Annotated in this window: 8 protein-coding genes and 3 rRNA genes (1 of these 11 cut by a window edge); 6 read left to right on the top strand and 5 right to left on the bottom strand. The window is 57.7% G+C overall.

The window, feature by feature from the left end; translation table 11 throughout:
- Window positions 1–77 precede the first annotated feature (77 nt).
- Complete coding sequence (locus ACX3YD_RS16570; protein WP_047535976.1) at window positions 78–443, top strand: hypothetical protein; 366 nt, start codon at window positions 78–80, stop codon at window positions 441–443.
- A 74-nt stretch (window positions 444–517) separates the two neighbouring features.
- On the opposite strand, the gene lapD is transcribed toward ACX3YD_RS16570, so the two are convergent.
- Window positions 518–2,464: a cyclic di-GMP receptor LapD gene (lapD, locus tag ACX3YD_RS16565; protein ID WP_458960522.1), complete on the bottom strand. Its 1,947-nt coding sequence runs from the start codon at window positions 2,462–2,464 to the stop codon at window positions 518–520.
- A 14-nt stretch (window positions 2,465–2,478) separates the two neighbouring features.
- Window positions 2,479–3,171, bottom strand: a complete 693-nt coding sequence (gene lapG / locus ACX3YD_RS16560; protein WP_103406508.1) for a cysteine protease LapG — start codon at window positions 3,169–3,171, stop codon at window positions 2,479–2,481.
- Window positions 3,172–3,367: 196 nt separating this feature from the next.
- Between lapG and ACX3YD_RS16555 the strand changes: the two genes are divergently transcribed.
- The 5 genes from ACX3YD_RS16555 (at window position 3,368) to ACX3YD_RS16535 (ending at window position 10,387) form a co-directional block, all read left to right on the top strand.
- Window positions 3,368–4,078 (top strand): GntR family transcriptional regulator, encoded by a 711-nt coding sequence (locus tag ACX3YD_RS16555; RefSeq protein ID WP_458960521.1) that lies wholly within the window; start codon window positions 3,368–3,370, stop codon window positions 4,076–4,078.
- 680 nt (window positions 4,079–4,758) lie between these two features.
- Window positions 4,759–5,535 (top strand): DUF3050 domain-containing protein, encoded by a 777-nt coding sequence (locus ACX3YD_RS16550; protein WP_103406506.1) that lies wholly within the window; start codon window positions 4,759–4,761, stop codon window positions 5,533–5,535.
- A complete protein-coding gene (locus tag ACX3YD_RS16545; protein WP_458960520.1) occupies window positions 5,532–6,461 on the top strand; it encodes a diiron oxygenase in 930 nt (309 codons plus the stop codon). The genes ACX3YD_RS16550 and ACX3YD_RS16545 overlap by 4 nt, the downstream gene beginning before the upstream one ends.
- 12 nt (window positions 6,462–6,473) lie before the next feature.
- Window positions 6,474–9,890, top strand: a complete 3,417-nt coding sequence (locus tag ACX3YD_RS16540) for a non-ribosomal peptide synthetase (protein WP_458960519.1) — start codon at window positions 6,474–6,476, stop codon at window positions 9,888–9,890.
- Between the two features lie 29 nt (window positions 9,891–9,919).
- Window positions 9,920–10,387 carry an SRPBCC family protein gene (locus ACX3YD_RS16535; RefSeq protein WP_090466039.1) on the top strand — a complete coding sequence of 156 codons (468 nt, stop codon included), beginning with the start codon at window positions 9,920–9,922 and terminating at the stop codon, window positions 10,385–10,387.
- A gap of 157 nt (window positions 10,388–10,544) precedes the next feature.
- On the opposite strand, the gene rrf (ACX3YD_RS16530) is transcribed toward ACX3YD_RS16535, so the two are convergent.
- The 3 genes from rrf (ACX3YD_RS16530) to ACX3YD_RS16520 all read right to left on the bottom strand — a co-directional run.
- Window positions 10,545–10,660, bottom strand: a 5S ribosomal RNA gene (gene rrf / locus ACX3YD_RS16530).
- A gap of 111 nt (window positions 10,661–10,771) precedes the next feature.
- Window positions 10,772–10,887, bottom strand: a 5S ribosomal RNA gene (gene rrf, locus ACX3YD_RS16525).
- A gap of 149 nt (window positions 10,888–11,036) precedes the next feature.
- Window positions 11,037–12,692 (bottom strand): 23S ribosomal RNA (locus ACX3YD_RS16520); it runs 1,236 nt beyond the window's last position.

Below are 12,692 nucleotides of genomic sequence, written 5' to 3'. Positions count from 1 at the left end.
CGCTGAACCCTCCATCGGCGCGATGTTGGCTATGCTGCTGACAGCATGATGCTTGTTCACTATTGGGGGGATGATTGATGTTCTACGTGCAACGCAATGCAGAAGGCCACCTGATGCGCGTGGAAGCCGAAGCTTACGCCGAATCCACGGAAACGCTTCCGGCCGACCACCCTGACCTGCAGGCCTGGTTCGCCAGTGAAGTCATGGCCACCAGCCACAAACAACTGCTGCAAATCAAACAGCTCAAGCAACTGAGGCAGAGTGACCTGGAAATGATCCGGGTACTCGATGACTTGATCGAGGTGTTGATCAGCAAAGGCGTGATCCTGGTCACCGATCTGCCAGCGCCGGCGCAGGCCAAATTCATGGACCGCAGCCAGGCCCGTGAGGCCTTGGGTGGGCTGAGTCTTCTGGTTGAGGATGATGAGGAAGGGTTTATCTGACGCTTCGCTGACGTTACGGAAGCCATCGCGAACAAGCTCGCGATGGCGGCATCAACGACGACACACCCCATGCCCTAAGCCCAAGGCTTGGGCTCTCCGACCAACCGCCCCTGAACCCCATACACACCCATCTCGCGAATCACCGCCAACTCCCCTTCGGTTTCGACACGCTCGGCAATCAACGGCAGATCAATACTGTGGGCGGCACGTTGAACGGCTTCGATAAACAGGCGTTTATCGCTCTCCTGATCGATCGCGCGGATGTAGCTGCCGTCGATTTTCAGATAGGCCAATCCGAGTCTCGCCAGGTTGCCGATCATGCTGAAGCGCCCACCGAAATGTTGCAGGCTCAACGAGAACCCCAGTTCGCGCAAACGCCGCGTCAGGTCTGCGAGGTCGGCTTGCTCCGGCAATTGCTCTTCGCCGATTTCCAGGGTCAGTCGTGGCCCCAGATTGGAATGCGAACGTAGCGTCTCGAACAGCGCATTCAACGCTTGCGGATCTTGCAGAGTCGCCAATGACAGGTTCAACGCCAGTGAATGTTCGTGATCGTCCATCTGTTCAAGCACCAGCTCCAACATTAGCCGGTCCAGTCGTGCAGCCCAGCCGAACCGTTCAAGCCATGGCAGGAAACGTCCCGCCGGGATGCTCTGACCCTCATCGTCGATCAAGCGTGAAAGCACTTTGTAATTGAGCACCAACTGTGTGTCCTGGCTGGCGACGACCGGTTGGAAATACAGTTTGAATCGCCGCTGATTCAGCGCCTGATCCAGCATCTTATGCCAGGCATGGTGGTCGTCACCGCCCCCGGCCAACGCACTGTGATCGAGGCAGACCCAGTTCGAGTCAGTCTGGCCCTCGGCCTGCGCCAACGCCTGGTCCGCCAGCCCGAGCACGGCTTGCGGGGTATCGCCATGAATAAAGGGTGCCAGGCCGATGGCGGCCACCGAGACCACGTCCGTGGCGCCGGTCGCATGCAGGCTGGCCAGGGCGGTGTCGAGGTGCTGCGCCAGTTGCAAGGCCTCCTCGCGCACCAGCCCTGGCGCCAGCACGGCGAATTCGCCGCCTCGGATCCGCGTGACCAGATTTTGCGTTTCCGGGTATCTGGCGCACTCGCGGGACAACTGCTGGCCGACCGCTTGAAGCAACTGATCGGTGCGCTGCCCGCCCAGCCGTTGGTTCAAACCCGCCAGGTCCTGAACCCGCAACAGCAGTAAATAACCGGAGCTGGCCTGTTCGGGATTGCTCACCCGTGCGTTCAATTGCATCTCAAAATAACGTCGATTGGCCAGCCCGGTCAGGCTGTCCTGATAGGACTCGATTCGCAGTTTTTCACTGCGTTCGGCCTGTTCCTGAAACAACGCCTTGAGCTTCTCGACCATCTGGTTCATGGCCAATACCACTCGACGCAATTCCGGCGTGCGCGGTAATTCCGGCAGGCTGAGAAACTCGCGACGGGCAATGGCGTGGGACTGCTGGACCATGTAATCCAGCGGCTTCAATTGCCGACGCAGCAACAGCGCGCCCAATACCGCACTGACCACGCCACAACCCAGCAACCACCCCAGGCTGCCCAATGCGCTCTGCCACAGCTTGGCCAGTGCGAACATCGGGTGACTGACCACCTCGACCCGCGCGGCCTGCTCCCATCCACGACTGACAATCGCATCGCCGCCAGCGGGTTCCAGACCAATGAGTTTGACGAACCAGTCCGGCACATGGGTATCGGCCGGCATGCCGCTGCGTTCGACCAGGGTTTTATTGGTGGATATATCGACCACTCGGATGCTCGCGTAATAACCGCTGTCAAAGATCGAGCTGACCAGTAACTCGGTCATCGCCGGGTCGTCGATGTTCGGCGTCAGGGACAGCGCCAGCGCCGTCGCCGCGTCCTGCGCGTGGGAGCGCAGTTGATTGACGTATTGGGTGCGCGAGCTCTCCAGGCTGACCACGAAGTTGCCGGTGAAGGCGACGACCAGAAACAGACAGATAGCGATCAACAGTTGTTTGAACAAAGACATCTGTGGGCGTGCTCCTAGTGGGTCGTCTCGACCGGGAATCCTTCGGCCTGCATTTTTTTCAGCACATCCTGCCATCGGGACAGACGTTTGGTGTCACCAACCTTCTGATTACCCTTGGCACCCGGCAACCACAACCCTTCGGCATTGAAAGAGTAGACCGGCAGTAAATCCTTTCGTTGGCTGGCCGGCCTGATCACGTCGATCAGGCTGTCGAGCACCAGCGGCTCGGCGTCCGGGCTGGAGTAGTAGGTCAGCACCATGTGCGCACGATTCAGGCTCAACGCCTTTACGTAGGTGATGCGCAGCTTGTCACTGGAGACGCCGAGGTGGCGCAGGCTGAAATATTTGGCAATCGCGTAATCTTCGCAATCGCCGGCGCCCTTCCACAGGGCTTCGATGGGTGTTTCCCAGTAATCAACCTGGTGCCACAGGTCGATGTCCTCGACGTAGCGCACTTGTTTGTTGAAAAAGCGGTTGACCGCATTGAGCTTGTCCAGCTCGCTGACCTGCTTCTGGGTGGCCAACAAGTGTTGCCAATCATCAATGCGCTGCTGACCTTCGCCCAAAGGGCCGTACAATGCCCGCGCCCGACCGCTGATCAGGGAAAAATCCCAATCGGCATGCACCCCGCCCAGCAGCACGCCGGCCAGGAGCAAGGCGCCGCACAGACAGCGCAATATCCGGGAGATCGGGAAACGTACCGCCAATGCAAGGCATCCAGGGTAGTCAGGAGAACGTCGGTTGATGGTGTCGGTTCGCCCGTTAAAAAACAATGGCACGCTGAGATCAACGACCACGCGCTAGACTAAGACAAAGCCCCCTATGTTGGGCGTTTGACAACCTGTCCGGCAGTCACTAGTGTCAGTTGGATCCAAAAACTTCAATCAATCAGGGTGCGTAGTAGTGACACAAAAGCCCAACCCTCTCGGCAGTATCAAGGTCAACGGGCCGATTCCCGCTCATCTGGCACGCTCAGTGATAGAACAAACCCTGCGCTCAGCCATTCTCGACGGTCGTATTCCCTGCGGTACGGCCTTGCGCCAGCAAGACCTCGCCGACTTGTTTGGCGTCAGCCGCATGCCGGTTCGCGAAGCCCTGCGCCAACTCGAAGCCCAGGCACTGCTCAACGTGGTCGCCCATAAAGGCGCGGTCGTTGCGCCGCTGGTGCAAGGCGACGCCGCTGAAACCTATGCACTGCGGATCCTGCTGGAGTCCGAAGCGCTGCGCTTGTCGATTCCCTTGCTCAAAGACGAGGATCTCGCCCAGGCCTCCCGCTACATCGACGAGTTGGAAACGGAAAAGGACTACACCGAAATCGGTCGACTCAATCGCTTGTTCCATATGTCGCTCTACGGCAAGGCCTCCAATCGCCGGCTGTTGACACTGGTCGAAGACGGGTTGAACGAAGAAGAGCGTTTCCTGCGCTTCAATCTGGAAGCCATGGGCCTGGGCCAGTTATCCCAGGAAGATCACCGGGCACTGCTGCGGGCCGCCGAAGACCGGGACGTCGAAAGGTCAGTGACGCTTCTGGAAAACCACCTCAATCGTGGGGTCGAAGTCATTACTCGCTACCTGGGCAGCCTTGAAGCCCAGAACATAAAAACCTCCAGGTGAAACCGATCGGCCTGTGACGAGGGAGCTTGCTCTCGCCGGGCTGCGCAGCGGCCACAAAACCTGCACACGGTTTCTTTAGTACCTGAAAGCGAACGATCCCTTACAAATTTCCCGCCTCTACCTCCCTTTCCCATCCGCACACCTCAGTGATAGCGGCTGCCTTGAATTACGCTCACTCTTGGGTCGACAACGAACGATGAACGGGTGAAGCGCCGCAACTGCGGAGCAGTCCTCGCACCAGAAACCTACGGAAGGAGCCTTGCCACGGGAGCGCAAGAGTCGGTGTCACCCCCGACACTTCTCCCTTAGTCAAATCACCTCAATCATTCAGATCAGAAAGTTGCTGCGAGTGAGGCATTCACTCTTTATTTAAATTCTGACTTATATAAGACGGAAGGAGCAACGACATGCCAATAAAACTTATATAAGAAGTTTTATTGAAACTTCTCGCACCCGAGAAAGTTTAACTTTAAAAATCCAACGAAATAACTTGCCCAACACTTAATTTATGTACTAGTTTTTTCCACGCCGCCCATGCACGCCGACGGCAGCACCATATAACGCTGGTCCAAATGCAACTAAACAGATCAATTCATTTGAGGTACGCCCTCGCCAACAGAAAAACAATATCAACAGTTAGTGCACAACTACAGTCCATCTGACTATTTAGAGATTCGCCCATGAAACCAACTAAAGACCGTCTCAACCAGAAGAAAGCCGAGCTTGGTTCACACCCGATTTTCTCGGAAATACATTCGCTGTCTGTATTGCAACGCTTCATGGAAACCCATGTGTTTGCCGTGTGGGACTTCATGTCCCTGACCAAGCGTCTACAGCAGGAATTGACGTGCATCCAACTGCCGTGGCTGCCGCCGCAAGATCCACAGGCCGCTCGGTTAATCAATGAGATCGTGTTGGGCGAAGAGTCCGACGACCGCCCGGTCCATGGTCACTACAGCCATTTCGAACTGTATCTGGATGCGATGCGTGAAGTCGGCGCCAGCACCTCCGCCATCGAGCACTTCGTCGCGCTGCAACAAGAAGGCGTGAGTTACGACGTGGCGTTGCAAAGCGTGAACGTCGATCCAGCGGCGGCTCGGTTTGTACGCCATACGCTGCACACCGCGCTACATGCGCCAGGCCATAGCGTGGCGGCAGCGTTTCTACATGGCCGCGAGAGCGTCATTCCGCAGATGTTCCAGCGCATTCTCGACGATTGGGGCATCGGCATCGAACAGGCGCCGACCTTCCGCTATTACCTCCAACGACACATTGAAGTCGACTCCGAAGACCACGGCCCGGCCGCGGAAAAACTCCTGGCCCGGCTGGTCGATGGTGATCCGCAACGGCAGGAAGACGTGTATGCCAGCGCCATCGCCGCGGTGGAAAGCCGCATCGCTCTGTGGGACGGCCTGCGCCTGAGCATGAGCGAACACCTATCGCAGGTGAACGCATGAACGCCGCCGACTACCAATCCTTCGCCGACGCCTGGGAAAGCCGCGCGACCATTCGCACCCGCCCGCGTCGCGTGCTGGAGAACGACGACAAACTGATCTACCCATTAAGCCGCCAACCGCTGGTGCTCAGTGATAGCTTCCAGCGTGAGTGCCCGGAACAGCGCGACTTCGCCCTGGTGCAGACGCTCTACAAATTCATCAACGACGTGGTGATTTTCGAAACCGAGATCGTCGACAAGACCGCCCGCAGCATCGCCAAGAATCGCTTCGACGTGGCCTTCCCGTTCGCCTGCCGCTATGACGCCATGACCGTCGTCGTGGACGAGGATTACCACGCGCTGGTGGCGATGGATTTCATGCAGCAGACGGTCGCCATGACCGGCATTGCCCCCATCGAACTGCCGGGTGAAATCGAGCTGAGCCGCGCGATCCCGACGGCCGTGGCACTCGCGCCGCAGCACCTGCGTGGCGCTGTGGAGCTGATCTGCGTGGCCATCGCCGAAAACACCGTGACCGGCGATGTGGCGGCCTTCGCCAAGGACGATACGGTCAAGCAGTCGATCAAGGGCTTGATGGCCGATCACTTGTTGGACGAAGGCCGGCACTCCGGCTTCTGGTCGCGGATGGTGCGCATCTACTGGCACACCGCGAGCGAAGAAGACCGCCAATGCATCGCACGGATCCTGCCGGTGTTCATCGGCCACTACCTGACCAACGACATCCAGAAGTCCTTCGACTTCCGGTTGATCGACGCCTTGCAGATCAGCGACACGGCGCGGCACGCCCTCAGGCGCGAAGTGTCGGGGCTGGCCTTCCCGATCAATCGCCATCACCCGTTGGTGACCAACATCGTGCGGTTCTTCCACAGCAGTTCGCTGCTGGATTCGCCGTGCGTGCAACGCGCCTTGAGCGACTACCTGATTTGAGGAGGAGCCAACATGAGACGTCTCGACATATTGCTCGTTGGACACAGCCAGGCCCTGACCGACCTGGCGCTGGAACTCGAACAACACGGTCATGTGCTGATGCGGGTAAAGGCCGGCGATGCGCTGATGCCAAAGCCCGTGGACTTGTTGATCGACGATGCCACGTTGACGGTTCAGCGCTTCAAGGATGTACCGCGACTGACGCTGCAACTGGGCATCGGTTTACCGGGCGCTTCCGGGCTGCCGTCGCTGGACTTGCTGTGCCTGCACGATTGCACGCTGGTCAGCCGCGTCCCGATAGCCGATGAACCCTCGGGCAATGGCCAGTCCTTGCGTCTGCGCGCCGTAGCGGAACTGGTGGACCACGCGGCCCTGCTGGTCAGCCGCTTCTCCAGGGACGCCGACTGTTTTTTGCTGGCCGGTCCCACCCCTTCGGCGCCCTTCGAGCGCGTGGAAAGTCTGCTGTTTCTCGAGAGCCTGGCCTTTGTGCATCGGCTCAATGCCACCGATGAACCGCGCCTGCTGCATTTGGCACAGACGCCAATCATCGAGCGGCTGGAGCAGCGATTGATTCAGTCTGCCGATCGCCCTGCGCTGAACATTGCCGGCACATCACTCGATTACGGCCAACTGCATAACCACAGCCGAGCCATCGCCCAGCGTTTGCAGCCGCTGCTGGGCCGGCATCCTGGCCCCATTGTGGTGGGTATCTGCCTGCCCAAATGCAGCGCGTTGTACGCGGGAATTCTGGCGATCCTCGGTTGCGGCGCTGTGTATCTGCCATTGGAGCCGAGCCATCCGTTGCAGCGTCAGCAATACATCCTGTCGAACGCCGGCGCGGTCTTGCTGCTGCATGACGGGCAACATCCGCTCTCATCAGAAGTGCCGGGGCTGGACATTACCCTTATCGATGTCGATGACGCGGATCCCGATCAACCGCTGATGCACCAACGCCCCGATCTCGACGCACCGTGCATGGCGCTCTACACGTCGGGCACGACGGGTCACCCCAAAGGCGTGCTGCTCAGCCAGGCCAATCTCGCCCACTTCACGGCGTGGTACGCCGACTATGTGCAGTTGACCGAGCAAAGTCGGGTGCTGCAGTTTTCGTCGCTGAGTTTCGACTCTTCGTTAATCGATATTTTCCCGACCCTGCTGCAAGGTGCCGAGTTGATCGTGCCCAGCGAGGACCAGCGTCGCGACACACTGCAATTGGTTGAGTTGATCCGCCATCAACGTCTGAGCCATGCCTTTTTGCCACCGGCCTTGCTGAGCATCCTGCCGCTGGAGCAACTGCTAGGCCTCGATCACGTGATGACCGGCGGCGATGTCTGCGAGCCCTGGGTCATCCAGCAACTGACCCGCCAAGGCACGCTCTACAACCTGTACGGCCCCACCGAAGCCACGGTGCTGATTACGGCGCGACGACTGCGGACCGGCGATAACAATCGGTCGCTGGGCGGTCCGATCGCCAACAGCCAGGTGCTGATTCTCGATGAAGACTTGCAGCCTGTCAGCGAACAGACCGTTGGCGAGTTGTTCATCGTCGGACCGGGTGTTTGCCTGGGTTACCTGAACAATCCACAGCAGACCGCCGAACGTTATCTGACCTTGAGCCTGCCCAATGGCCAAAGCCTGCGCGCCTACCGAACCGGCGACATGGCGAAGTGGACGCCTGAGGGGGTCGAGCTGTGCGGACGGCGTGATAATCAAGTGAAAATTCGCGGCTTCCGGGTCGAGCCGGAGGAAATCGAACGCTGCCTGCGCGACAGTCAGTTGTACCGGCAGGTGGCGGTGGTCATCGACGCCCAGCGACGGATTCTGGCCTTCCTCGCCCAGCCTCAGGAAGATCGAATCGGTGCCGCTCGCCAGGCACTGAAGACCCATGCGGCGCAGCACTTGCCGGACTACATGCAACCCATCGCCTGGACCGAAATGGCGAGCATGCCGTACGCCAGCAACGGCAAAATCGATCGCAAGGCCCTGCTGGAACTGCCGATCACCGTCAGCGAAAGCACCCCGCGACGCTTGCCTCTCGATGCCGATGAAGCGCTGTTGCTGCAGATCTGGGCCGAGCTGTTGGAGATGCCGGGCAGCGATATTTCCACCGACGAAAGCTTCTTCAATCTGGGCGGTCACTCGATCCTGCTGTCACGCATGCTCCTGCGTTTACGCGAGGAGTTCGGTCGAAGCATTTCGATCAACCGCTTCATCGAGCAGCCCACCATCACCAAGCTGGCGACGCTGGTTCGCGGCTCCGGAAGCGAAGAGGTGTTGAGCCCGCAAGCCATGGCCGATGTCCAGCGCGAACTGGAGGTGCAGCCATTGCCCGCCAACCGCCTGGGTGATGTGCATAAAGTCATCGTCACCGGTGCCAACAGTTTTGTCGGCGTCCATATTGTCGAAGCGCTGCTGGCGTGGGGTGCCAGTGAAGTCGCATGCCTGGTGCGCGACAGCGATGGGCAACCGGCTTCCGAACGGTTTGCCCATGCGCTACGGGAAAACCGTCTGGAGCATTTGGACCTGAGTCGGGTTCGGGTATACGCAGCGGACATCACACGTCCCCAGCTGGGGCTGGCCGCTGATGTATATGAGCGGCTGGATCGAGAGTTCGGTGCATTGGTGCACAACGCCGCCAACGTCAATCACGTGCTCGATTACGAGTCATTGGCGCGGGATAACGTCGAGCCAATTTTCGAGTGCCTGCGACTGTGCGAAGGGCGTAGCAAAAAGATCTTCAACTTCGTCTCGACGCTTTCGGCCTCGAGCACCATCTCCGCCGAAGGTCGGGTGCTTGAGCTTCCCGCGGCACATACCCCGCCGATCTACATCAAGAATGGCTACAACCTGTCCAAGTGGGTCGGCGAACGGATTCTTGAGCGCGCGCGGGAGCGCGGGGTATGGGTCAATCTCTATCGCCCCGGAAACATCAGTTTCAACAGCGCCACAGGCGTGTGCCAGCCGCACAAGAACCGTTTGATGCTGATGCTCAAGGGGTCGATCCAGCTCGGGCAGGTGCCGGCATTCGCGCTGAATTTCGACCTGATGCCGGTGGATTTTCTCGCCCGTTTTATCGCCTTTCATGCCAGCCGTTATCAGCCGCAAAGGCCGGTGTTCAACCTGCACAACCCCGAACCGCTGGATTGGGGCACCTACGTTGCCTCCTTTCGCGAAGCGGGTCGCGAATTTTCCCTGGTCAGTGTCACCGATTGGCAGCAACAACTGGGTCGGGTCGACAGCGACAACGCGTTGTTCGGGGTGTTGGGTTTCTACCTCAATGGCTTCGAGGAAGACATCGGCGACATCTCCATGATCGGCCATGACAACGCCAAGGCTGGCGTTCGGCAAATGGGCGCGTGTTACCCGGAAAAGTCCCCTGCGCTGCTGCGACGCGGTTGCGACTACCTCAAAGAAATCAATTTCATCTGATCCACCCCAACCAAGAACGGAGAAAAACCATGAGCACTCTGCAACCCGACACCCTGATCAAAAACCCGCAAGGCTGCCAGGTGGTGTCCTCGGTGGAAGTACCGGTCGATGCCGCAAAAGTCTGGGCCGTGGTCGGCAACTTCGCCGGCTTCGATCAATTCATCCCGGCGCTGTCGCACATCGAGATGACCGGCGAGGGCGTGTCGTCCCTACGCAAGAAGTTCTTCAGGGACGGCAACCTGGTGGTCGAGCAACTCAACTCCCGAGACGACCAGGCTCTGAGCATGACTTGGACCACGATTTACAACACCTTGGGCGTGGCCAATTTGTGGGCGGCCATGAACGTGGAATCACTGGGAGCAGGTCAATCGCGGGCCACTTGGACGATCATTGCCGAACCCGCCCAGGGGGGTGCTGATGCGCTACCGGGGTTCAAGGATTTCGTTCAGGGCTTTGCCGATGATGCGATGAATAATGTGTTGAAGGTGTTTGCATAAGGCTGGGCTTGCTTCTCTGCCAGCCGACCACTTCGGTTGCTGCTACAAAGCCAGCCTCTGAGTCCAGGGGCCGGCTTTTTTATGGCTGATGATTTTTGACTGGTCCAGAACGACAAAACCCCTACCTGCATCTGCAGATAGGGGTTTCGGAATTTAATCTTGACGATGACCTACTCTCACATGGGGAAACCCCACACTACCATCGGCGATGCATCGTTTCACTGCTGAGTTCGGGATGGGATCAGGTGGTTCCAATGCTCTATGGTCGTCAAGAAATTCTGTGTGTCGGTCCGCCTGTAATGGCGTGCCAACGAATTCTTGATGCTTCTACTCTTAAAGACAAAACCCCTACCTGCATACGCAGATAGGGGTTTTGGAATTTAATCTTGACGATGACCTACTCTCACATGGGGAAACCCCACACTACCATCGGCGATGCATCGTTTCACTGCTGAGTTCGGGATGGGATCAGGTGGTTCCAATGCTCTATGGTCGTCAAGAAATTCGGGTACCGAACCGTCTTTCGACGCTTCAGCAAATTGGGTATGCGATAGTTTGTGCGGCTTTTGTGAGTGGTTGCGAACTTTCGGTTCATTGCGTCTTCACACACCGCAATCTGGCTCTTAAGCGCAAATTGCTTGGGTGTTATATGGTCAAGCCTCACGGGCAATTAGTATTGGTTAGCTCAACGCCTCACAGCGCTTACACACCCAACCTATCAACGTCGTAGTCTTCGACGGCCCTTCAGGGGACTCAAGGTCCCAGTGAGATCTCATCTTGAGGCTAGTTTCCCGCTTAGATGCTTTCAGCGGTTATCTATTCCGAACATAGCTACCCGGCAATGCCACTGGCGTGACAACCGGAACACCAGAGGTTCGTCCACTCCGGTCCTCTCGTACTAGGAGCAGCCCCTCTCAAATCTCAAACGTCCACGGCAGATAGGGACCGAACTGTCTCACGACGTTCTAAACCCAGCTCGCGTACCACTTTAAATGGCGAACAGCCATACCCTTGGGACCGGCTTCAGCCCCAGGATGTGATGAGCCGACATCGAGGTGCCAAACACCGCCGTCGATATGAACTCTTGGGCGGTATCAGCCTGTTATCCCCGGAGTACCTTTTATCCGTTGAGCGATGGCCCTTCCATACAGAACCACCGGATCACTAAGACCTACTTTCGTACCTGCTCGACGTGTCTGTCTCGCAGTCAAGCGCGCTTTTGCCTTTATACTCTACGACCGATTTCCGACCGGTCTGAGCGCACCTTCGTACTCCTCCGTTACTCTTTAGGAGGAGACCGCCCCAGTCAAACTACCCACCATACACTGTCCTCGATCCGGATAACGGACCTGAGTTAGAACCTCAAAGTTGCCAGGGTGGTATTTCAAGGATGGCTCCACGCGAACTGGCGTCCACGCTTCAAAGCCTCCCACCTATCCTACACAAGCAAATTCAAAGTCCAGTGCAAAGCTATAGTAAAGGTTCACGGGGTCTTTCCGTCTAGCCGCGGATACACTGCATCTTCACAGCGATTTCAATTTCACTGAGTCTCGGGTGGAGACAGCGCCGCCATCGTTACGCCATTCGTGCAGGTCGGAACTTACCCGACAAGGAATTTCGCTACCTTAGGACCGTTATAGTTACGGCCGCCGTTTACCGGGGCTTCGATCAAGAGCTTCGCGTTAGCTAACCCCATCAATTAACCTTCCGGCACCGGGCAGGCGTCACACCCTATACGTCCACTTTCGTGTTTGCAGAGTGCTGTGTTTTTAATAAACAGTCGCAGCGGCCTGGTATCTTCGACCGGCGTGGGCTTACGTAGCAAGTACTTCACCCTCACCGGCGCACCTTCTCCCGAAGTTACGGTGCCATTTTGCCTAGTTCCTTCACCCGAGTTCTCTCAAGCGCCTTGGTATTCTCTACCCAACCACCTGTGTCGGTTTGGGGTACGGTTCCTGGTTACCTGAAGCTTAGAAGCTTTTCTTGGAAGCATGGCATCAACCACTTCGTGTTCTAAAAGAACACTCGTCATCAGCTCTCGGCCTTAGAATCCCGGATTTACCTAAGATTCCAGCCTACCACCTTAAACTTGGACAACCAACGCCAAGCTGGCCTAGCCTTCTCCGTCCCTCCATCGCAATAACCAGAAGTACAGGAATATTAACCTGTTTTCCATCGACTACGCTTTTCAGCCTCGCCTTAGGGACCGACTAACCCTGCGTCGATTAACGTTGCGCAGGAAACCTTGGTCTTTCGGCGTGGGTGTTTTTCACACCCATTGTCGTTACTCATGTCAGCATTCGCA

It is taken from the genome of Pseudomonas fluorescens group sp. PF-1 (assembly GCF_054481335.1).
Note: the sequence above shows the minus strand (reverse complement) of the source record. Positions and strands in the feature narration are given on the sequence as shown.

Bases quoted from the DNA above. Each gene is read 5' to 3' on its own strand.
- lapD (WP_458960522.1), bottom strand. From the start codon at position 2,464: ATGTCTTTGTTCAAACAACTGTTGATCGCTATCTGTCTGTTTCTGGTC.
- ACX3YD_RS16540 (WP_458960519.1), top strand. From the start codon at position 6,474: ATGAGACGTCTCGACATATTGCTCGTTGGACACAGCCAGGCCCTGACC.
- ACX3YD_RS16545 (WP_458960520.1), top strand. From the start codon at position 5,532: ATGAACGCCGCCGACTACCAATCCTTCGCCGACGCCTGGGAAAGCCGC.
- ACX3YD_RS16550 (WP_103406506.1), top strand. From the start codon at position 4,759: ATGAAACCAACTAAAGACCGTCTCAACCAGAAGAAAGCCGAGCTTGGT.
- ACX3YD_RS16535 (WP_090466039.1), top strand. From the start codon at position 9,920: ATGAGCACTCTGCAACCCGACACCCTGATCAAAAACCCGCAAGGCTGC.
- ACX3YD_RS16570 (WP_047535976.1), top strand. From the start codon at position 78: ATGTTCTACGTGCAACGCAATGCAGAAGGCCACCTGATGCGCGTGGAA.